The organism is Streptococcus mitis SK575 (assembly GCF_000257865.1).
Classification (GTDB): Bacteria; Bacillota; Bacilli; order Lactobacillales; family Streptococcaceae; genus Streptococcus; species Streptococcus mitis_CQ.
The window spans coordinates 36,968-58,890 of the sequence record NZ_AICU01000084.1 but is presented as its reverse complement, the minus strand read 5'-3'; the positions used below and the strand labels follow the sequence as shown (position 1 = coordinate 58,890).

General features: G+C 38.8%; 16 protein-coding genes and 1 pseudogene. 6 read left to right on the top strand and 11 right to left on the bottom strand.

Annotated elements, in window-relative coordinates:
- Window positions 1-24 precede the first annotated feature (24 nt).
- On the bottom strand, window positions 25-312 hold the full coding sequence (locus HMPREF1048_RS11275; protein ID WP_001145222.1) for a DUF3270 domain-containing protein: 288 nt from the start codon (window positions 310-312) through the stop codon (window positions 25-27).
- Between the two features lie 600 nt (window positions 313-912).
- Between HMPREF1048_RS11275 and metK the strand changes: the two genes are divergently transcribed.
- The 5 genes and pseudogenes from metK to HMPREF1048_RS11255 form a co-directional block, all read left to right on the top strand.
- A complete protein-coding gene (metK, locus tag HMPREF1048_RS11270) occupies window positions 913-2,103 on the top strand; it encodes a methionine adenosyltransferase (protein WP_000003941.1) in 1,191 nt (396 codons plus the stop codon).
- Window positions 2,104-2,664: 561 nt separating this feature from the next.
- On the top strand, window positions 2,665-3,708 hold the full coding sequence (locus HMPREF1048_RS11265; RefSeq protein ID WP_000429738.1) for a hypothetical protein: 1,044 nt from the start codon (window positions 2,665-2,667) through the stop codon (window positions 3,706-3,708).
- A 38-nt stretch (window positions 3,709-3,746) separates the two neighbouring features.
- Window positions 3,747-4,295 carry a DUF6680 family protein gene (locus HMPREF1048_RS0102650; protein ID WP_004249255.1) on the top strand — a complete coding sequence of 183 codons (549 nt, stop codon included), beginning with the start codon at window positions 3,747-3,749 and terminating at the stop codon, window positions 4,293-4,295.
- A gap of 334 nt (window positions 4,296-4,629) precedes the next feature.
- A complete protein-coding gene (gene xerS / locus HMPREF1048_RS11260; RefSeq protein ID WP_000817858.1) occupies window positions 4,630-5,700 on the top strand; it encodes a tyrosine recombinase XerS in 1,071 nt (356 codons plus the stop codon).
- 262 nt (window positions 5,701-5,962) lie between these two features.
- Window positions 5,963-6,121 (top strand): annotated as a pseudogene (locus tag HMPREF1048_RS11255) (integrase); the annotation flags it as partial.
- 87 nt (window positions 6,122-6,208) lie between these two features.
- Here the strand turns inward: HMPREF1048_RS11255 and eno are convergent.
- Window positions 6,209-7,513, bottom strand: coding sequence for a surface-displayed alpha-enolase (gene eno, locus HMPREF1048_RS11250; RefSeq protein WP_000022821.1), 1,305 nt, complete (start codon window positions 7,511-7,513; stop codon window positions 6,209-6,211).
- A 163-nt stretch (window positions 7,514-7,676) separates the two neighbouring features.
- Between eno and HMPREF1048_RS11245 the strand changes: the two genes are divergently transcribed.
- Window positions 7,677-8,123 carry a DUF1694 domain-containing protein gene (locus tag HMPREF1048_RS11245; RefSeq protein ID WP_000131087.1) on the top strand — a complete coding sequence of 149 codons (447 nt, stop codon included), beginning with the start codon at window positions 7,677-7,679 and terminating at the stop codon, window positions 8,121-8,123.
- Here HMPREF1048_RS11245 and HMPREF1048_RS11240 read toward each other — a convergent pair.
- The 9 genes from HMPREF1048_RS11240 to ligA all read right to left on the bottom strand — a co-directional run bounded on the left by HMPREF1048_RS11240 (window position 8,120) and on the right by ligA (window position 21,883).
- The gene (locus HMPREF1048_RS11240; RefSeq protein ID WP_000706393.1) at window positions 8,120-9,235 is read right to left on the bottom strand and encodes a glycerate kinase; all 1,116 of its coding nucleotides are present in this window, start codon (window positions 9,233-9,235) and stop codon (window positions 8,120-8,122) included. The two genes, HMPREF1048_RS11245 and HMPREF1048_RS11240, sit on opposite strands and share 4 nt — an antisense overlap.
- A gap of 8 nt (window positions 9,236-9,243) precedes the next feature.
- A complete protein-coding gene (serB, locus tag HMPREF1048_RS11235; protein ID WP_000084488.1) occupies window positions 9,244-9,888 on the bottom strand; it encodes a phosphoserine phosphatase SerB in 645 nt (214 codons plus the stop codon).
- Window positions 9,889-9,946: 58 nt separating this feature from the next.
- On the bottom strand, window positions 9,947-11,380 hold the full coding sequence (glgA, locus tag HMPREF1048_RS11230) for a glycogen synthase GlgA (protein WP_000697304.1): 1,434 nt from the start codon (window positions 11,378-11,380) through the stop codon (window positions 9,947-9,949).
- Window positions 11,377-12,516 carry a glucose-1-phosphate adenylyltransferase subunit GlgD gene (gene glgD, locus HMPREF1048_RS11225; protein ID WP_000687027.1) on the bottom strand — a complete coding sequence of 380 codons (1,140 nt, stop codon included), beginning with the start codon at window positions 12,514-12,516 and terminating at the stop codon, window positions 11,377-11,379. The genes glgA and glgD overlap by 4 nt, the downstream gene beginning before the upstream one ends.
- Window positions 12,506-13,648 carry a glucose-1-phosphate adenylyltransferase gene (locus HMPREF1048_RS11220; protein ID WP_000787247.1) on the bottom strand — a complete coding sequence of 381 codons (1,143 nt, stop codon included), beginning with the start codon at window positions 13,646-13,648 and terminating at the stop codon, window positions 12,506-12,508. Before HMPREF1048_RS11220 ends, glgD begins: the two co-directional genes overlap by 11 nt.
- Complete coding sequence (gene glgB / locus HMPREF1048_RS11215; RefSeq protein WP_000361119.1) at window positions 13,638-15,566, bottom strand: 1,4-alpha-glucan branching protein GlgB; 1,929 nt, start codon at window positions 15,564-15,566, stop codon at window positions 13,638-13,640. Before glgB ends, HMPREF1048_RS11220 begins: the two co-directional genes overlap by 11 nt.
- A 275-nt stretch (window positions 15,567-15,841) precedes the next feature.
- Complete coding sequence (locus HMPREF1048_RS11210) at window positions 15,842-17,266, bottom strand: NADP-dependent glyceraldehyde-3-phosphate dehydrogenase (protein ID WP_000199217.1); 1,425 nt, start codon at window positions 17,264-17,266, stop codon at window positions 15,842-15,844.
- A 266-nt stretch (window positions 17,267-17,532) separates the two neighbouring features.
- A complete protein-coding gene (gene pulA, locus HMPREF1048_RS11205) occupies window positions 17,533-19,812 on the bottom strand; it encodes a type I pullulanase (protein ID WP_000288995.1) in 2,280 nt (759 codons plus the stop codon).
- A 112-nt stretch (window positions 19,813-19,924) separates the two neighbouring features.
- Window positions 19,925-21,883, bottom strand: a complete 1,959-nt coding sequence (gene ligA, locus HMPREF1048_RS11200) for an NAD-dependent DNA ligase LigA (RefSeq protein WP_001042577.1) — start codon at window positions 21,881-21,883, stop codon at window positions 19,925-19,927.
- Between the last annotated feature and the right edge of the window lie 40 nt (window positions 21,884-21,923).

Here is a 21,923-nt window from a genome sequence, read left to right as displayed (position 1 = left end):
ACTTGATTAGACATGGGGTATGATTTATTTTCTAAATTTTCGTTTGATAATAGAGCGTTGGACTTTTAAAATAAGTAAGCTAAATCCGATTGCTACGACAAATGCAAGAGCAGTTGATAATTTTAATGCTAAAAAGATGAAACTAAAGATAGCAATGCAGATACAAAAAACAGCAATATTGATAAAAAATAGGATTTCCTTGAGATTGGCATCAGATTGTGCTTCAGGTGTATAATCTTGATAGCGAGGAATCTGATGATTTAATTCTTCTTGATAGTCTACCTCATAGGATTGTAATTTTCTTACAGGCATTATTCTCTCCTTAACTGTACATACCTATTTTATCATTTTTTAATCGGATAATTATTACAGTAAGGTTACAAAAAGAATAAAGTCCCTTTTCATTTTCAAACTATTGTTCAGGACACGATAGTTTGAAAATAATAGTACGCATAATATTAAGGTTGTTAAACACCTATTAAAAATAGATTAGTAGAAATTGAAACAGTACATTAATACTCTTCAAAACAAGTTAGCGTCATCTTGTATTAGGCAAATGTTACTAATTTAGTCCATTTTATCTACAATCAAAAAGCTGTTCTTTGATTTTTATTGAGTATATAGACTGCAAATTGTGTCTAAAAATGGTATAATGATAAAGTTATATAGTCCCGATAAGATGGTAGAAATTTCTATTTTTTCTTTCGAGTCGCAACTCGTAAAGAATGACGGCTCCAAAGTCGTTCGTCATTCTACGGTTGTCGCTATAGGGTGGTCACCCTATGCGCCTTACTAGTTTCAGAAATAAAAAAGTATCGTTTTTATTTCTTTCGCGTCGTAACTCTTAGAAAATGAAAATACCTATCAGTACTTTGTAACTCTATAACACTATTTTTAAGGGGGGACATTTTTATGTCAGAACGTAAATTATTCACGTCTGAATCTGTATCTGAGGGGCATCCAGATAAGATTGCAGACCAAATTTCAGATGCGATTTTGGATGCTATTTTAGCCAAGGATCCAGAGGCGCACGTTGCTGCTGAGACAGCTGTATATACTGGTTCCGTCCACGTTTTTGGTGAAATTTCTACAAATGCCTATGTGGATATTAACCGTGTGGTTCGTGATACCATTGCAGAGATTGGCTATACCAATACAGAGTATGGTTTTTCTGCTGAGACGGTGGGAGTCCATCCGTCACTTGTTGAGCAGTCACCGGATATCGCCCAAGGTGTTAACGAAGCCTTGGAGGTCCGTGGAAATGCTGATCAAGACCCACTTGACTTGATTGGTGCTGGAGACCAAGGGCTCATGTTTGGATTTGCAGTGGATGAAACAGAAGAGCTTATGCCATTGCCAATTTCACTCAGTCATAAATTGGTTCGTCGTCTGGCAGAACTTCGTAAGTCTGGTGAAATCAGTTATCTTCGCCCAGATGCAAAATCACAAGTTACGGTTGAGTATGATGAAAATGACCGTCCAGTACGTGTGGACACAGTTGTTATTTCAACTCAACACGATCCAGAAGTCAGCAACGAACAAATTCACAATGATGTCATTAACAAGGTTATCAAAGAAGTTATTCCAGCCTCTTACTTGGATGAGCAAACAAAATTCTTCATCAATCCAACTGGACGTTTTGTAATCGGTGGGCCTCAAGGAGACTCAGGTTTGACTGGCCGTAAGATTATCGTAGATACTTATGGTGGCTACTCTCGTCACGGTGGTGGTGCCTTCTCTGGTAAAGATGCGACTAAGGTGGACCGTTCAGCCTCTTATGCGGCTCGTTATATTGCCAAGAATATCGTTGCAGCAGGTCTTGCTAAGAAGGCGGAAGTGCAATTGGCTTATGCTATCGGTGTTGCCCAGCCTGTTTCTGTCCGTATCGATACCTTTGGTACAGGAAGAGTAGTTGAAAGCAAGCTTGAAAAAGCAACTCGTCAAATCTTTGACCTTCGCCCTGCAGGGATTATCCAAATGCTGGACCTTAAGCGTCCAATTTACCGTCAAACAGCAGCTTATGGACACATGGGACGTACAGATATCGACCTTCCATGGGAACGTTTGGACAAGGTAGATGCTTTGAAAGAAGCAGTCAAATAAAATCTTGAGAGGGGGACTTCCCCTCTTTTTTACTGATAAAACATTTCACATACAAATAATTGAACTTTGGTAAAAATAAGACTATATATAGCTCTTCAGTTGTGTAGTATTAACAGAAGTTTAGTGGGTGAGTTCTTTATCATTTTCCTTATTCTGTTGACTATTTCATTCTGGTTTAGTATTTGGAAACTAGAAAAAGCACTAGCTAATAATTCACAATGTAATTCCAAAGATTTAGATCCGAAAACTGGAAATTTTTGTACTTTTACCTAGACAGTGGATAAACCCTTAATACGACTGAGTTTAAGGGGTAATGTACACTCTTTGAAAAATGTACTTTATAATCGAAATGTACTTTATTTTAAGATTGGATAAAGTACATTTTTTGATTTAGAAGCGTTCAATAAGTATCATTTATAAAGTACATTTTGGTAAAAAATATTAATACGTTCAATTGTACATTTTTTATGAAAATATTTCTTTTTTAATCATTACAAAACTCGTAAATGTTGAATACTTAGTGGTATAATTAAAACATAACATATAGAAAGAAATAGCCCTATGGAAAACAATCATAGTGAAGTTCAAAAAGATAAATTGACTATTGATAAAGTCCCAGTTCAAAACAATAACCTTACAGAAGCCCTAAGAGTTTTTCATGAGACACTTAATCATTCAAGGTTGATTGAGGTTCAAAATAGTATGCTACAAGCAAATAAAGCTGCTGAGACTGCGTTATCCAGTTTTAATTTTTCTAAACAAATAGCTGAAACAACTAAACCGTTTCTAACAGAAATAAACTCAGCCACGTCTATTCTAAATAATCAAACATATCTTAAAATTCTATCTGATACAGAAGCAGCATTTAGTTCAATTCTTTTAAAAACTCAAATAGATAATATTGCACGAATACTTGAGCCTATTCATAATATTCTTGATAAATCTGCTCTTAATTTTACTGAAAGTTTAAAAGAATTTTTAAAGAAATACCATGAACCTTATTCTGAAACAGAAGCAGAAGCAATCACTTTAAATATTGAAAAACTTGCTGAAGAAGGTTGGGTAATCTACCATAGCTATAGTGATGACTATCGAACAATCTGCACTATAGATTTTGAAGTATTGATAAAGGAGTGGCAAACTCTATTAAAAGAAGATCTTGAAGATAAGGAGCTTATACAAGAGTTAAAAGATTCAACGTATTACTCAGAACCCCTGATAGATTCTATGATCGAAAGTTATAGAAGCCAAAATTATTACGCTGCTTATACGCTTGCTACTATAACTATTGATGGTGCATTAAACAGATTTTCAGAACAATTTTCAAATAAAAAAAGAATACCTGTGGGATACAGATCTGTCGACTTATTAAATAGTCAAATTGTTAATAAAACGTTTTCTGATATCAGTCTATTTCATTGGTTATTCAGATTTTTTGATGATACTGACAACTTTACACTAGAAGAACTTAATAGGAATATGATTAGTCATGGGCGGTGGGAACATCCACTCTTTGAAAAAGATTTTTTAAAGTTATTTAATGTGCTTTTGTGTATTCTAAACAACTTTGAGTTTTTTCAGGATAACCTGTTAGAAAAACAGTAAATTAGCACTATTAGTTAAATAAGGAAAGGTATTTGAAAATGAATATTGTTGTCAACACGGATTTTATTAATACTATAATCACTTCCATAATTACATCAGAGATCATTGGAGTGTTCATTTCAGAATATTATCAAAGAAAAACCTTAGTTAAAAAAATGAAAAGAGATTTTGTGATAGAACTCTTTGCGAATAGATATATATTAAAAGAAAGCTATTTGGGTGAGGGGAATGAATTAAATAGGACTCTCGGTAAAATACCGATTATTTTTTCTGATAACAAGGAAATAATTAACTGTTATGATAATTTTCTCTCTGTGATAAATGATAAAAATTTTTTAAGATTAATTAAATCTGTCTGTATGGATAAAAATGTGAATATTGATATTTCTAATTGGAATACTGAATATTGTAGTAGAGACGAAGTCTGTAGAAAAAAATCTACACTCCGTGGAATAGAAGATGCAAAAATAAAATGTGCAGAAGCTTTCTTTAAGCAACTTACCATTGATGGATATACGGTAACATTTCATACTCAGTTAAGCAGTAAAAACGTTAAACAGATTATCGAAGAAGTTTTAAAAGAGTAGTTAACAATAATAAATTCTTTGATTAAAGTTTTATTTTAAACCACTTTAATGGTCATTGAATGACTTTTTAAAGTGGTTTTTTGTTGTTAGAAAGACTTTGATTAAATCAGGATAATAAGCACTAAAAAATTTCCAGTTTTCACTTTGATAACGTACATTTTTAGCTATTTTTGTACAAAAAAATTTTTTAGTTATGATCTGTTTTGTTTGCAGGTCTAAGTCTTTTTATCACTTTAAAAAACTCCTACAACATCTTTCCGAAAAACTATAATTTTCTTGAAAAATAAATAAGTCTATGCTATACTACTTGTAGGCTTATTTATGGAGAAAATATATGAAACGTGAGATTTTACTGGAACGAATCGACAAACTAAAACAAATCATGCCCTGGTATGTTTTGGAATACTATCAATCTAAGCTGGCTGTACCTTACAGTTTTACAACCTTGTACGAATACCTCAAGGAATACGATCGATTTTTCAGCTGGGTCTTGGAGTCTGGTATTTCAAACGCTGATAAAATGTCCGATATTCCTTTATCAGTTTTGGAAAATATGTCTAAGAAAGACATGGAATCCTTTATCCTTTATCTACGTGAACGTCCTTTGCTGAATGCTAATACAACCAAACAAGGTGTTTCTCAGACAACCATCAATCGGACTTTGTCAGCACTTTCTAGTCTTTACAAGTATCTGACTGAGGAGGTTGAAAACGACCAGGGCGAACCTTATTTCTACCGTAATGTAATGAAGAAAGTTTCAACCAAGAAAAAGAAAGAGACACTTGCTGCCAGAGCTGAAAACATCAAACAAAAGCTCTTTCTAGGTGATGAAACAGAAGGGTTTCTGACTTATATAGACCAAGATTACCCACAACAGCTCTCAAATCGTGCTCTATCATCGTTTAATAAAAATAAAGAACGTGATTTGGCCATTATTGCCCTTCTCTTGGCATCGGGTGTTCGCTTATCTGAAGCTGTTAATCTGGATCTAAGAGATCTCAATCTCAAGATGATGGTTATTGATGTCACTCGAAAAGGTGGCAAACGTGATTCGGTTAATGTTGCTGCCTTTGCTAAGCCTTATCTAGAGAATTATTTAGCCATTCGAAATCAACGCTATAAGACTGAAAAGACGGATATTGCACTCTTTCTAACTCTCTATCGAGGTGTTCCCAATCGTATTGACGCTTCCAGCGTTGAAAAAATGGTTGCTAAATACTCTGAAGACTTCAAAGTTCGTGTAACCCCCCACAAACTGCGCCATACCCTAGCAACTAGGCTCTATGATGCTACTAAATCGCAAGTTTTGGTCAGCCATCAGCTAGGACATGCCAGTACACAAGTCACTGACCTCTATACCCATATCGTTAATGATGAACAAAAGAATGCTCTAGATAGCTTATAGATTACATAAAATAAATTATGTAATCTATAAGAAAGGGATTCAATAAACTATTAATCTTATTTGATCATATCAAATACAATTGCTAACAGAGTAAACAGCTTTAAAAAATATGAAATAAAATTTATGTGGGCACTAGCTTGCCTTTCTTTGTAATATCCTGGATATGCAAATCACTTATAATTGGTATTCATCTCAAAATAAGAGGATTCCACAAAAATAAATCAAATTGAACACCTATAAAAGCATGCTCCCTGTGATGGCCAATATTTTATCAGAAAATAAAATTCCTTTAAAAACAATCACGGACAGGGTTGGACATTCTGATTCTGATGTTACTAATTCCATCTATACCCACGTCACAAAGAACATGAAAGATGAAGCAATCAATGTACTGGATAAAGTTATGAAAAAGATTTTTTAAAAAGTTTTGCCCCTTTTTTGCCTCCTAAATACAAAAATAGCCCTTCGGATAAAATCCGAGGGGCTAGAAACGTTGTTAAATCAACGATTATTTCTTAAGATTGTAGAATGATTTCAATCCACGGTATTCAGCTACTTCACCAAGTTGGTCTTCGATACGAAGCAATTGGTTGTATTTAGCGATACGGTCTGTACGTGAAAGTGAACCAGTCTTGATTTGTCCTGCGTTAGTTGCAACTGCGATGTCAGCGATTGTTGAATCTTCAGTTTCACCTGAACGGTGTGATACAACGGCAGTGTAACCAGCTTCTTTCGCCATTTCGATAGCGTCGAATGTTTCAGTAAGAGTTCCGATTTGGTTAACTTTGATAAGGATTGAGTTAGCAGCACCTTCTGCAATACCTTTTTCAAGGTAAGAAGTGTTTGTTACGAAGAAGTCGTCACCAACTAATTGAACTTTACCACCAAGACGTTCAGTAAGAGCTTTCCAACCGTCCCAGTCATTTTCATCCATACCATCTTCGATAGTGATGATTGGGTATTTGTTTACCAATTCTTCAAGGTAGTCGATTTGTTCTGCAGCAGTACGTACAGCTGCTCCTTCACCTTCGAATTTAGTGTAGTCGTAAACTTTACGTTCTTTATCGTAGAATTCTGATGAAGCACAGTCAAATCCGATAAATACGTCTTTACCAGGAACATATCCAGCAGCTTCGATAGCAGCAAGGATAGTTTCAACTCCGTCTTCAGTTCCTTCAAAACGAGGAGCAAATCCACCTTCGTCACCTACGGCTGTTTCCAAACCACGAGATTTAAGGATTTTCTTAAGAGCATGGAAGATTTCAGCACCCCAACGAAGAGCTTCTTTGAATGATGGCGCACCAGCAGGTACGATCATGAATTCTTGGAAAGCGATTGGAGCGTCAGAGTGAGAACCACCGTTGATGATGTTCATCATTGGAGTTGGAAGAACTTTAGTGTTGAATCCACCAAGGTAGCTGTAAAGTGGGATTTCAAGGTAGTCAGCAGCAGCACGAGCTACAGCGATAGACACACCAAGGATTGCGTTTGCACCCAATTTACCTTTGTTAGGAGTACCGTCAAGAGCGATCATAGCACGGTCGATAGCTTGTTGGTCACGTACATCGTAGCCGATGATTGCTTCAGCAATGATGTTGTTTACGTTGTCAACAGCTTTTTGTGTACCAAGACCACCGTAACGAGATTTGTCACCGTCGCGAAGTTCAACTGCTTCGTGTTCACCAGTAGAAGCTCCTGATGGAACCATACCACGTCCGAAAGCACCTGATTCAGTGTAAACTTCTACTTCAAGTGTTGGGTTACCGCGTGAGTCTAGGACTTCGCGAGCGTAAACATCAGTAATAATTGACATTTTTTACTCTCCTTATGAGTTAAATTTTTTACACCTCTATAATACCTTAAAACCCCTCCTTTTTCAAGAAAAAACGTTATCTTTGTGCAAATTTTCCTTAACTTTATAAAGTAATCGCTTTCTTTTGTCTGTTTTATTCTAACTTTTATGATATACTGTTTTTATGACAGATTTATCAAAACAATTACTTGAAAAAGCTCATGGTGGCCCAAAATTAAATCCAGATGAGCAAAGACGCTATCTTGGCACTTTTGAGGAAAGAGTTCTTGGATATGCAGATATTGACACAGCAAATAGCCCTCAGCTAGAAAAAGGCTTTTTATCTATTTTAGAAAACCTTCAGGAAAAAGCAGAGCCACTATTTGTGAAGATTTCACCAAATATCGAATTTGACAAGCAAGTTTTCTACTTAAAAGAAGCTAAAGAAACTGATAGTCAAGCTACCATTGTATCTGAAGAGCATACTTCTTCTCCTTTTGGCCTGATTATCCATAGCAATGCACCAGTACAAGTAGAAGAAAAGGACCTTCGACTTGCTTTTGCAAAACTTTGGGAAGTTAAAGAGGAAGAACCATCCAAAGCATCCTTATGGAAGAAATGGTTTGGCTAAATCTTGCGCATATTTAATAAGTGCCCGATATTGGCTGCCGTGCGTTCCAGATAGAGACTGGCATTTTTCAAACTATCTTCTAAAGGTTCACTTTTCTCCAAAATAGAAAAGGCTGCTTGGATATTTTCAAATGGTAAGGGAGGTAAATCTTCAGCAAGACTACCGCAAATAGCAATAACAGGAACTCCGACTGGGGTTCTTTTTGCAACACCTATAGGCGCTTTACCTGCTAAGCTTTGACAATCTAGCCTTCCTTCTCCTACAACAACCAGGTCAGCATGTAAAACTTTCTTATCAAAGTTTATCAAGTCCAGGCAGGTATCAATTCCAGACACGATATTTGCCTGAGCAAAGGCACACAAACCGCCAGCAATGCCTCCACCAGCTCCTGCTCCTTTAATTTCCAATGTTGCAGGTGAGACTTTTTCATAAAAATCTTGGATTGCCTGATCTACGGCATCAAACATAGTAGGATCTAGGCCTTTTTGTTTGCCAAAAATATAGGTCGCACCTTGAGGACCACATAAGGGACTCACGACATCTGCTAAAATACGAATTTGAACATCTTCAGAAATTTCATAGCGATTTTCTGTTGAAACAGAAGCTAATTTTAGTAAGGATTGACCGCAAGCCGGCAAGACATTTCCATCCTTATCATAGAATTGATACCCCAATCCAGCAGCAATACCAATACCGCCATCATTACTGGCCGTGCCACCAACACCGATATAGATATCTTTAATCCCTTGACCAATGAGATGACGAATCAACTCTCCAATACCACAAGTTTGGATTTGAAGTGGATTTCGTTTCTCTAGCGGAATTTTTCCAAGGCCAACCAAGTCGGCAACTTCAAATAGTGCCAGTTGACCTTTTTGAAAATAGCGCATTTCTTCTTTCTGTCCGAAAGGGCCTGTCACTTGGATCCATTTTTCTTCAAGGTCAAGAGAATGTCGGATAGCATCTACAGTACCTTCTCCCCCATCACCAACAGGACAGAGGAGACATTCTACATCTGCTACCGATTGTTGGAAGCCTCTTTTTATTGCTTCAGCTACCTCTTCAGCAGTCAAGCTTTCCTTAAACGAATCTGGTGCAATTACAATCTTCATATTTTCCCTCATTCTAAACAGTCAATCAAAGGAAGAACTTCTAAAAAATCCCTCTTGTCAACATGATTTGGTATTTCCTGTTTCAGCACTTCTTTGGCACAAAAAGCAATTCCCAGTCCTGCTGATTTCAACATTAATAAGTCATTTGCCCCATCACCAATTGCAACCGTTCTATCTTTAGAAAGTTTTAGTTCCTCTCTCCATTGTTCCAGAGTCTCTTTTTTGACTTCGGGACTAATAATTTGTCCAACTAACTTTCCTGTTAGATGACCGTCTTTAACTTCAAGTTGGTTGGCAGAGAAATAGGCAATGTCGAGGGATTTTGCTAATCTCTCAACTATTGGAGTAAATCCACCGGACACCAGACCAACTAGGATACCATTCTTTTGGAGAATGGAAATGAATTCCTGTGCATTTGGCGATAGATGAATAGAGTTGAAAACTGTATCAAAGACTGAAATAGGAAGACCTTCCAAGAAGGACACTCTGTCTCGTAAACTTCTTTCAAAATCTAGCTCTCCTCGCATTGCCTGACTTGTAAGCTGCGCAATTTCCTCCTCACAACCTGCCTCTCTTCCCAAAAGGTCAATCACTTCTTCTAGAATTAAGGCGCCGTCAACATCCATGACACACAAGCCTTTTACTTGAGACATAAGTTCTCCTCTCTAAACAGCCTAAAAATCGTATGAAGTCATCATACGATTTTATCTATTAATTAACTAAACTATGGTACAAGTCAAGATATGACTTGCAGGCTGTATCCCATGAGAAATCACACTCCATAGCTTGTTTTTGTAGATTTCTCCAAACATCGGAATGGTTTCTATACAAGTCCAAAGCTGTTTGGAAAGTCCAATTTAACCAATAAGGTGATAGATTGTCAAAGCTAAAGCCAGTACCGCTTCCTTCGATTGGATTAAAGGCTTTAACGGTATCTCGCAAGCCACCAACTTCATGGACCAATGGCAAGGTTCCGTAACGCATAGCCATCATCTGAGACAAGCCACACGGTTCAAAACGACTTGGCATGAGGAAGAGGTCACAAGCAGCGTAGATTTCTTGAGCTAGTTTGACATCAAAAGTGATATTTGCTGATAGCTTGTCTGGGTAAATCTGAGCAAACCATGAGAAAGCTCCTTCAAATGCTGGATCGCCAGTTCCCAAAAGAACAATCTGAACATCATTTTGCAAGATATGGTGAAGACTTTCGACCACCACATCAAAACCTTTTTGACGTGTCAAACGAGAAACAATTCCCACCAGTGGAACGTCAGCTCTAACTGGCAAGCCAACTCTTTCTTGCAAGTTTGCCTTATTTTTGGTTTTTCCAGACAAATCTTCCTGATTGAAATGATAGTCTAAAAGAGCATCCGTCTGAGGATTATAAAGATCAGCATCAATCCCATTCACGATACCAGACACCTTGCCAGACTCCATTCGAAGAATTTGATCCAAGTTACATCCGAACTGACTGGTCATAATTTCATGAGCATAGCTAGGTGAAACGGTTGAAACACGATCCGCATAAAGAATACCAGCCTTCATCCAGTTCAGACAGTTGTTCCAGCGAAGGGTGCCATCAGCGTATCGCTCAAAGCCAACTCCAAACAAATCCCATAACATTCCTTCTGAAAATTGTCCTTGGAATTCTAAATTATGAATGGTTAAAACAGTTTTTATTCCTTGATAGGCTTGAATCCAACGGTATTTTTCCTTTAACAAGAAAGGAATCATAGCTGTATGGTAGTCATGAACATGGAGAAGGTCAGGAATAAAGTCAATCCTTTCCATAGCCTCAATGGCAGCAAGTTGGAAAAAGGCAAAGCGTTCTCCGTCGTCAAAATCACCGTAAACATGACCACGGAAGAAATAATATTGGTTGTCAATAAAGTAGAAGGTTACACCGTTTAAGACGGTTTTCTTAATCCCACAGTACTGTCTGCGCCAACCAACACTCACCTCAAAATGAAGAACATCTTCAATTTGATTTCCAAATTTAGCCTCTACCATGTCATAGTAGGGTAAAATCACTGCAACTTCATGTCCCGCTTTTACCAGTGATTTTGGAAGAGCGCCAATAACGTCTCCCAAACCACCTGTTTTTGAAAAGGGTGCACCCTCTGCTGCTACAAATAAAATTTTCATGAATGAATATCCTCTGTTACTTTGCTACCTTTCTTAACGACAACTGGATGTTCTGCAGTTCCTCGAATCACAACACCAGGCTCAACTTCAACACCCTTGTCTAAGATAGCATATTCTACCTGAGCCCCTTCTCCAATGACAACACGAGGGAAGAGCAGACTATCTTTAACTAGGCTATCCTTATGGACATGAATATTACGTGATAGAACAGAATTAGCCACTTGACCTTCAATGATACTACCAGAAGCAAACTGAGAAGTACTTACCTTAGATGTATTGGCATAGTAAGTTGGCTCTTCGTTTTTGACCTTTGTATAAATCTTTTGATTTGGTGAGAAGAGAGAGTAGAATTTTTGTGATTCAAGCATATCTTTGTTAGCTTGATAATAAGACTCTACAGAGTGAATATTTGCCAGATAACCTGTGTACTCGTAGGCAAAAGCCCCTTCTTTTGCAGCCAAATCCCGTAAAACATAGCGCAACTTCTCTGGATGTTCTTTCTTAGCTTCTTCTTCTAAGCGTTCAATCAACCAAGGTGTATCAACGACAAAGATATCTGTAGACATGTTATAGATTTGATCTGGTAACTTGCTATCAAAGAGTTTATGAGAACGAACATGGTCTGTTTCATCCACTTCCAAGATTGCGTTTACTTCTGAAATGTCTTTCTTAGCTAGCTTTTTATAAACTACAGTGATAGGTCCCTTTGTTGTACTATGTAGATGGAAAACTTGGTTCAAATCAATGTTAGTCAAGACATCGCAGTTGAGGGCAACCGTTTGGTTTGAGCCAGAGCGTTTTAAATAGGTGAGCAGCTGTTGGTAGTATTCTTTTCCAACTGTGCTACTTTCTACACGGGTATTGTAAATACCTAGATAATAGTGACTGAGAAGGGTTGATAAGCCCCACTCACGTCCTGAGCGGATATGGTCAAAGACAGAACTGATATTATCTTGTTGGAAAATACCAAAGATACTACGGACACCTGCATTAGCAAGACTGGAAAGTGGGAAGTCAATCAAGCGATATTTACCACCAAATGGCAAACTAGCTACTGGACGGTGATCCGTCAGTGTTGACATATCATGAAAACCAACTGTATTTCCTAAAATGGCAGAATATTTATCAATCTTCATCTGTTGCTACCCCCACTACTTCATTATATCCTACAACTTGTACTTCTTCTGTTCCATCAATTTCGACACCGTCAGAAATAACTGCACCTTCACCAATAATGGCACGTTTGATTTTAGCTCCCTGACCAACAATTGCACCACTCATGATAACTGAATCTACTACTTCTGCCCCTTCGCGAACTTGCGCACCTGTTGAAAGGATAGAATGCTTAACAGTTCCATCGACAAAACAGCCATCGACAACCAAAGAATCTTCAACATGTGCATTTGCACCAAGGAAGTTTGGTGGTGAAATCAAGTTTCTTGAATAAATCTTCCATTGACGGTTACGGCTATCCAAGGCATTTTCTGGGGAAATGTACTCCATGTTGGCTTCCCAAAGTGACTCAATGGTACCAACATCTTTCCAGTAACCATTAAATTCGTAAGCATAGACACTTTCACCTGACTCAAGGTAATTTGGAATGACATTTTTACCGAAGTCTGACATATCGACATTGCTCTTTTCAGCAGCAACAAGCATATTGCGAAGACGTTGCCAATCAAAGATATAAATCCCCATAGAAGCTTTAGTAGATTTAGGTTGAGCTGGTTTTTCTTCAAATTCAACAATACGATTGTTTGCATCTGTATTCATAATACCAAAACGGCTAGCTTCTTTCAGAGGAACATCAAGAACTGCGACTGTCAAGCTGGCATTATTATCCTTGTGAGACTGGAGCATATCATCATAGTCCATTTTGTAGATGTGGTCTCCAGAGAGAATCAAGACATACTCAGGATTGACACTGTCGATATAGTCGATATTTTGGTAAATAGCGTGACTAGTCCCTTCGAACCAACGATTTCCTTCACTTGCAGAATAAGGTTGAAGAATAGAGACACCAGAATTAATACCATCTAACCCCCAACTTGAACCGTTTCCAATATGATTGTTAAGAGCAAGTGGTTGGTACTGTGTAATGACTCCAACATTGTGAATCCCTGAGTTGGCACAGTTTGAAAGAGCGAAGTCAATGATACGGTAGCGTCCGCCAAATTGTACAGCTGGTTTCGCAAGGTTTTGAGTGAGTTTTCCGAGACGAGTTCCTTGCCCACCGGCAAGAATCAAAGCTAACATTTCATTCTTCATTTTCTACTCCTTTTTGGTTTTTATTTGTGACGGTTTTAGTAGATTTCAAGCGACGTTTGATTTTCCAAACACTTGCTCCCATAGCCGGTAGGGTAAAGGTCAAGGTCTGCTCATAATCTTTCCATAGTCCTTCTTGCGTTTGAACAGTTTGATTATGTTCTTTCCAAACGCCTCCCCACTCTTCTAACTCAGTATTCCATACTTCTTCGTAAATTCCTGCAACGGGTAGACCAATGGTAAAATCTTTTCGTTCAACAGGTGCCATGTTAAAGATACAGACTAGCATGTCGCCTTTTTTACCCTTACGAATAAATGAAAGAACACTCTGGTCTCGATTATCCGCATCAATGATTTCAATACCATCATAGCTGGTATCGATTTCCCACAGACAGCGATGATCTTTGTAAAACTGGTTTAGCTGAGAAGTGAAATACTTCATCTTAGCATTCATTGGATCTTCTAGATTAGACCATTCCAACTGCTCTTCAGATTTCCATTCTAGGAATTGGCCGTATTCGCTACCCATGAAGAGCAATTTCTTACCAGGGTGACAAATTTGGTAAGTGTAGATATTGCGTAAGCCTGCGAATTGATTATAGCGATCTCCCCACATCTTGTGCATCATACTCTTCTTACCGTGAACCACTTCATCGTGCGAGAATGGTAGGAGATAGTTTTCATTGAAAACATACATAAAGCTGAAAGTCACCAGGTTAAAGTCATATTTACGATAAATCGGATCTTCTTCATAGAATCGGAGGATATCATTCATCCAGCCCATATTCCACTTGTAGTCAAATCCTAGACCACCAAGCTCTTTCATTCCCGTAATCTTGGTTGCTGACGAACTTTCTTCTGCGATCATCATCACATCTGGATGAACTAGTTTAATCACATCATTCAAGCGTTGAAGGAAATAATAGCCCTCGTAGTTGAGATTCCCGCCATCTTTATTAGGCGTCCATGGTGCATCATCATAATCAAGATAGAGCATGTTGCTAACCGCATCCACGCGAATACCATCTAGATGGTAAAAGTCAATCCAAAACTTAATACTAGAAATCAAGAAAGACTGGACTTCATTCTTTCCAAGGTCAAAATTGAGTGCTCCCCAACCGTAGTTATGAGCCTTATTATGGTCTTGATATTCAAAAGTCGGTGTTCCATCATAATAGGCCAAGGCATCATCATTAATGGTAAAATGACCAGGTACCCAGTCTACAATAACGCCTATATTGTTTAAGTGACATTCCTCAACAAAATCTTGAAACTCTTCAGGGCGACCATAGGTATGCTCTAAAGCGAAGTACCCCATAAGCTGATAGCCCCAACTCAAACCTAGTGGGTGAGACATCAAGGGCATAAACTCAATGTGAGTATAGTTCATCTCAACCAAGTAAGGAATGAGTTCATCTTTCAATTGAGCAAAACTATAAGGTGTGCCATCAAGATTTCTCTTCCAAGATCCAGCATGGACCTCATAAATATTGACAGGACGCTCTTCAAAGCTCAAGCGTTTTCTACGAGCTAACCAAAGCCCATCCTTCCATTTCTTTTCTGGAATCTCTGTTAAAATAGCTCCAGTTCCCGGACGTGCCTCATACCGTACAGCCAAAGGATCAATCTTCATCAGCTGATGACCATTTGCACGTGTGATATGATACTTGTAAATTTGGCCTTCATGAGCAAGGCTGGTAAAGACTTCCCAGACTCCAAATTCATTTCGTTCCATCGGAATTTGATTTTCTACCCAATTCGTGAAATCTCCCACCAAGTGGACAGTCTGAGCATTGGGAGCCCACACACGAAATGTATAACCGTATTCTCCATTTAGTTCTTCCCTATGTGCTCCTAGATAATGCTGAAGGTGAAAATTTTCTCCTGTCATAAAGGTGCGCAAAGCTTCTCTTTTATCCATAATACCTCCTCTTTTTCTGTAAGCGTTTTCTATAGATTTATTATACTACCTTTTTAGGGAAGATTCAAGTAAATTACGGAATTTGCAAAAAAATCTTTTGAAAGTCTTCAACAAATTCACTGATGTGTTCACTTGTAAATCAAGAAATTTTCAAACAGATTATGAAAACGAATTGTTTTTTTACAATACTATCATAAAGTTCGTTATTTTACCAATAAAATTGTTGTTTTAAAGTAAAAAAAGAAATCAGAAAATGAATTTCCTGATTTTACATTTTATTTCACATCAAAAACAATGGATTTGACATTTGTCATCGCTTCAATGCTATATTTAATTCCTTGCACACCAGCACCAGAACCTTTGACACCAAGGAAGGGGAAATTATCTGGACCACGTTGGGTTTTATTATTAATATGAACTGTACCCACTTCAAGTTTTTCAGCAATTTCAAAGGCCTTTTTGAAATCATTTGTAAAGACTGAGGATTGAAGGCCGAATTCAGATTCGTTGGCAAAGGCAATTGCTTCTTCTACATTAGCCACACGAATAATTGGTAAAACAGGGCCAAATGGCTCTTCCCATGCTACTTTCATATCTTTTGTAACTTGGTCAAAAAGCACTGGCCAGAGAAGATTGCCCTCACGTTTGATTGGTGTAAGAGCCTGAGCCCCTTTTTCTTGTGCATCCTCAATCAAGTCCCAAATAAAGTCGGCTGAAGCATTGTCAATAACAGGTGTAATATCAGCATTGTCAAATGGGTCACCAACTGTTAATTTAGCAACCTCTGCTTGAAGCAAAGTAACTAATGTATCTGCAACACTTTCGAGAACAATGACCCGTTTAATGGCCGTGCAACGTTGCCCTGAGTAGCTAAAGGCACCTTCAACAATTTGCTTGGCAGCATGTTCCAAATCTGCATCTTCTAGTACAAGAGCTGCATCTTTCCCACCAAGCTCCAGCATGATAGGACGCATACCAGCTAAACGACCAATACGTTCTCCGATTGGAGTTGAACCTGTAAAGTTGATGAAGTTGACTTCTTTGTGCTCAATAATATAATCCCCAATTTCTGAACCACGACCCGTAATGGTATTGAAAACACCTGCTGGAATCCCTGCTTCTTCAAAGGCTTTAGCCAACAAGAGACCAGAAATGGAACCTTGTGTTGGTGGCTTAAACATAACAACATTCCCTGCAATCAAGGCCGGAGCAATCTTAGAACCAGAAAGATTAACTGGATAGTTAAAGGGAGCAATAGCTAGCACGACTCCAACCGGCTCACGACGGACAACAGCCAGTTTGTTTTTACTTGCTGCCTCAAAACCACCACCTTCCATTGCTTGTCCAGTGATACGGAGACCTTCCTCAGCAGCATAACGAATCAAGTCTGCTGTACGCACTACTTCTCCAATGGCTGCTTTAATCCCTTTTGCTACTTCTTTGGCAAGGATAGTACCAATTTTTTCTTTATCGCGTTCTAAAATAGCTGCTGTTTTATGCAAATAAGCCGCACGTTCAACTGCTGACAAAGCACGCCATGCAGGCAAGGCTGCACGCGCAGCTTGCATAGCCTCATCTACTTCTGCTTGGCTCATAGCGGGTACTGTCCCTAATTCTTCTTGATTGATTGGTGAATAAATCGTAATTTCTTTTTCAGATGATTTCCATTCTCCATTTACTAAATTATTATATCTTGTCAAATTCTCGTCCTCCTGAAAATGATTAAGATATATTTTACCAAATTTTCAGAAAATTACAACCCTTTTTGCAATATTTTTGAGATTATTTTCACAAGCTTGACTTTTCAAACTATTTGAACTCTTTTGTTAAGCAGTCAGTACAAGAAGAAAAGGCTTAGATGAACTAAACCTTTTTCATGCTATGTTATTTTTCATTGAGTTTTATAATTTTTAGCAAGAAGATATCCTAGAAATTATACGACACAATTGAAAACTTTTGATTTTTTCTACAAGACTTTAAAGACGCTGGTGCTAACGCCACCAACCATGTCTTTATCACTTAAATGGCTATTGGTCACCAATAGTTCTAGATTTCCAGCATTTTCAAACTGGAAGTCTTGCCCTTTAGTATTAAATACAACCAGTAAATGGTCTTCCCCTTGAATCTCATAGACAATCAAACCACTATGTTCATTTGCTGAATGAACAAAAACATGATGGTAAATTTCATCATAAGTAGGGTAAGAAAAGGCACCGGTTCCTGTCTTCAATCGAATCATCTGACGGATAAACTCAATACTATCTTGACGCTCATTAATCAAGTCCCAGTTCACTTGGTTCACACTGTCTGGAGCATTATAGCTATTCATAGCACGCTCTCTATCATCATGGGTCAACTCACCATTTTCACCAGTCGCAACTAGTTTGGTACGACCAAATTCTTGACCGATTTCCATAAAGGCCATCCCTTGCATGAGTAGGTTCATAGCTGTGGCTGTCTCAACCTTGCGCATGATTTGTTCTGAACTTTGGTCTGGATGAAGAGTTGCCAATAAATCGTGAAGATTGTAATTGTCATGGGCTTCCACATAGTTAAGTACTTGATTTGGATGTGTATAGGTTCCTAATTCACGACTGCCTAGGATTGCTTTGGCAAGAATTGGCTCTGTCGCAGCACCGCTGACAAAACCTGATTTAATTGCACCGTAAACTTCTCCACCTTTGACAGCATCACGCTGATTGTCATTAAAGAAACCAATATTTGGCATTTCGTAGGCGTTGTCCTTCTTAGCCTTATCATAAGGGGCAAGACCTGTTCCCATGTCCCAACCTTCTCCATAAAGGATAATGTTAGGGTCAATTTCATTCAAACTCTGACGAATCATCTGCATAGTCTTGACATCATGAATCCCCATCAAGTCAAAACGGAAGCCGTCAATATTGTATTCCTGTACCCAGTATAGGAGGGAATCAATCATATACTTGCGGAACATTTCGTGTTCACTGGCTGTTTCATTTCCAACACCCGTTCCATTCTGGAAGGTACCGTCTGGGTTCATACGATAATAGTAATCAGGGACAGTTGTTTGGAAAGGTGCATCAACAACTGAAAAAGTATGGTTATAGACTACATCCATAATGACACCAATACCTGCATCGTGATAAGCTTGAACCATGGTCTTCAAATCACGAATGACCTGAGCTGGATCATCTGGATTAGTTGAAAGGCTCGTTTCTGGTGCGTTATAGTTTTGTGGGTCATAACCCCAGTTGTAGGTTACATTACCATCCTCATCGTATTCTTTATGACGGTCTGCAATTGGTTGCAATTGAACATAATTGTAGCCCAGCTTCTTGATGTAATCAAAAGCAGTTGACTGGCCGTACTGGTTAACTGTTCCAGTCTGAGCAGCACCTAAGAAAGTTCCTCTAAGATGTTCATCCACACCTGAGGTCGGTGATTTGGTCAAATCACGAATGTGCATTTCACAGATAACTGCCTTACATGGGTTTGCCAAGCGCCAAGTAGCCTCAGAACCATGCTTAACCTCGAAGTTTTCGACTTGTTTTTCTGCATGGCTTAGAATAGCAGAACGTTTGCCATCAGGACTGGTAGCAATGGTATAGGGATCGCGTGTCACTGTTTGGTGGTGAGGGAATTGGACTTGATACTGATAAGCCTTACCAGTCAAATCTTCCTCAACATCCAAACTCCAGACACCAATAGTATTGTCCTTATGGTTATAAGAGTAGCTATTGCCTCTCTCCATATCAAAAGTCTTCCAAACAGGTGCATCATTAGTAGCTGATTCATAAACGACAACCTGCACTTCTGTCGCTGTTGGAGCCCAGAGAGCAAAATGAGCCTGATTGTCCTCTACACAGCACCCCAATTCACCTTGGTAGCCCCAGTGGTGGTCGAAACTAGCACTATTGATAGCCTTATCAAAGGCAAAAGGATTTTGATTCTTATAGAAAGGACTGGCAATAGCAGGATTTTCAGAATAATAAATTCTGTCATCACCTTCCAAAATCCAGACCTCTGTTAAGAGGGGATAGTGATTAAAACGGATAGCATACTCTTTACTAGTTTGGCCGGTATGAACCACAAAATTCAAGCTTTCTAAGGGATGAGCACTTGGGTGTTCAAAACTAAATGAAGCACCAAAATAATCTTTTTTGTAGGTTAGCAAATCAATTCGCTGGTCCTGACTTTTTACAAAAGAGCAAGTGTCATATTCTCCATTCTTGCGGTGGTAATGAATGCGCATAGGGTAGGTATACATTTTTATTTTTTCCTTTTTTTAATTTGTTTCTGTTTCACTAATAATTTTTTGTCAATCACGCCTCAATTAACAGACATAGTCATATTATCTAAACTCTGTTTTTAAACGATCATTACAGACTTTCTAGCCAAGCTTCATCTCGAACCTCAATACCGAGTTCTTGGGCTTTTTGAAGTTTACTTCCAGCATCTGCTCCTGCAACAACAAGGTCTGTCTTTTTAGAAACACTGCCTGTCACTTTGGCACCCAGACTTTCGAGTTTACTTTTAGCTTCTGAGCGCTTGAGCCGTTCCAATTTCCCAGTCAATACCACTGTCAAACCTGACAAGGATGCATCTGCCACTACAGTCTGTCCTTTATATTCCAGATTGACCCCAGCTTCTTTCAATTCTTTTAGGAGAATTTCAGAGCCCTCTGTCGCAAAGTAAGTCTGAAGACTTTTGGCAATTACACCACCTAGACTTTCAATACTAGCTACTTCCTCTGGATCTGCCTGAGCCAGATTTTCAATCGAATGGAAATGTTGGAGTAACAGCTGACTGGCCTTGCTTCCGACATGACGAATTCCCAAACCAAACAAGAGTTTTTCAGCAGAGTTTTCCTTAGATGCTTGAATGGCTTGATACAGTTTAGCAGCGGACTTTTCCTTAACCCCCTCTAAAAGGAGAAAATCTTCCTCTTTCAAACGATAAATATCTGCCACGTCCTTAACCAAATTGGCAGCAAAGAGTTTCTCAACAATAGATGGACCAAGGCCTGTAATATTCATAGCATCTCGAGAAGCAAAGTGGATCAAACCTTCCATGATTTGGGCAGGACAACGCGGATTGATACAACGGAGAGCCACTTCATCTTCAAAGTGCAGCAAGACAGAATTACAACTTGGACAGTTTGTTGGGATATCTAGTTTTTCTTCAGAAACCCGTTTGGACTCTACCACACGTAAAACAGCAGGGATGATGTCCCCAGCCTTATAGACGATAACTGTATCATCTTTGCGGATATCCTTTTCAGCAATATAATCAACATTGTGCAGGGTTGCACGGCTAACAGTTGTACCAGCTAGCTGAACAGGGGTCAGATTAGCAGTTGGGGTTACAACACCCGTACGGCCAACTGTCCAGTCAACTGATAGGAGTTGTGCTTCTTTTTCCTCAGCAGGAAACTTGTAGGCCACTGCCCACTTTGGAGCCTTAACAGTAAAACCAAGTTCTTCTTGACCTGCTAGGTCATTGACCTTGATTACCACCCCATCGATATCATAAGGCAGATTCTCCCGTTTCTCTCCTACTTCTTGGATAAAATTCCAAATCTCATCCATGCTTTCAGCCAGAATTCGCTTAGGATTAACCACAAAACCTAGTTGTTCTAGGTGCATTAAGACTTTTTCTTGGCTGTCACGAGTTGAAGGGCTGGCTTCTTGATAGAGGAAGGTAGCAAGATTGCGCTTGGCAACTACTGCTGTATCCAACTGTCGCAGGGTGCCTGCTGCCGCATTACGAGGATTGGCAAATTCAGGCTCTCCATTTTCTTGTCGTGCTTGGTTGACCTGGTCAAAAGAAGCGCGTGGCATATAACATTCCCCACGAACTGTGATATCTAGTTCTTCTGGCAAGGTCAAAGGAATGTCCTTAACACGCTTAAGATTTTCTGTGATATTTTCCCCAATAGAACCATCACCACGTGTTGCCCCAGCAACCAAAATCCCCTTTTCATAAGTAAGCGAGATAGATAAGCCATCGATTTTCAGCTCACAAATATAGGTTGGATGGGCCACTTCCTTACGAACACGCGCATCAAAAGCTTCAAGCTCCTCACGTGAAAAAGCATCCTGCAAACTATAAAGAGGATACTGATGACTGTATTTTTCAAAACCATCTAAGACTTTGCCACCAACACGATGGGTCGGACTGTCTGCTAACACTTGATCTGGATAGGCAGACTCCAACTCGACCAACTCACGGTAAAGACGGTCATACTCACTGTCTGAAACCGACGGATTATCGCTGGTATAGTACTCAGTCGCATAGCGATTGAGCAAGGCGACCAACTCATTCATTCTTTTATTCATAAGACCATTTTACCATAAAGTAAGCCCTCCTCACAAACGA

What these genes read in the sequence shown, in the direction of transcription:
- HMPREF1048_RS11275 (WP_001145222.1), bottom strand. Translation starts at nt 312, where the DNA reads ATGCCTGTAAGAAAATTACAATCCTATGAGGTAGACTATCAAGAAGAA.
- metK (WP_000003941.1), top strand. Translation starts at nt 913, where the DNA reads ATGTCAGAACGTAAATTATTCACGTCTGAATCTGTATCTGAGGGGCAT.
- HMPREF1048_RS11265 (WP_000429738.1), top strand. Translation starts at nt 2,665, where the DNA reads ATGGAAAACAATCATAGTGAAGTTCAAAAAGATAAATTGACTATTGAT.
- HMPREF1048_RS0102650 (WP_004249255.1), top strand. Translation starts at nt 3,747, where the DNA reads ATGAATATTGTTGTCAACACGGATTTTATTAATACTATAATCACTTCC.
- xerS (WP_000817858.1), top strand. Translation starts at nt 4,630, where the DNA reads ATGAAACGTGAGATTTTACTGGAACGAATCGACAAACTAAAACAAATC.
- eno (WP_000022821.1), bottom strand. Translation starts at nt 7,513, where the DNA reads ATGTCAATTATTACTGATGTTTACGCTCGCGAAGTCCTAGACTCACGC.
- HMPREF1048_RS11245 (WP_000131087.1), top strand. Translation starts at nt 7,677, where the DNA reads ATGACAGATTTATCAAAACAATTACTTGAAAAAGCTCATGGTGGCCCA.
- HMPREF1048_RS11240 (WP_000706393.1), bottom strand. Translation starts at nt 9,235, where the DNA reads ATGAAGATTGTAATTGCACCAGATTCGTTTAAGGAAAGCTTGACTGCT.
- serB (WP_000084488.1), bottom strand. Translation starts at nt 9,888, where the DNA reads ATGTCTCAAGTAAAAGGCTTGTGTGTCATGGATGTTGACGGCGCCTTA.
- glgA (WP_000697304.1), bottom strand. Translation starts at nt 11,380, where the DNA reads ATGAAAATTTTATTTGTAGCAGCAGAGGGTGCACCCTTTTCAAAAACA.
- glgD (WP_000687027.1), bottom strand. Translation starts at nt 12,516, where the DNA reads ATGAAGATTGATAAATATTCTGCCATTTTAGGAAATACAGTTGGTTTT.
- HMPREF1048_RS11220 (WP_000787247.1), bottom strand. Translation starts at nt 13,648, where the DNA reads ATGAAGAATGAAATGTTAGCTTTGATTCTTGCCGGTGGGCAAGGAACT.
- glgB (WP_000361119.1), bottom strand. Translation starts at nt 15,566, where the DNA reads ATGGATAAAAGAGAAGCTTTGCGCACCTTTATGACAGGAGAAAATTTT.
- pulA (WP_000288995.1), bottom strand. Translation starts at nt 19,812, where the DNA reads ATGTATACCTACCCTATGCGCATTCATTACCACCGCAAGAATGGAGAA.
- ligA (WP_001042577.1), bottom strand. Translation starts at nt 21,883, where the DNA reads ATGAATAAAAGAATGAATGAGTTGGTCGCCTTGCTCAATCGCTATGCG.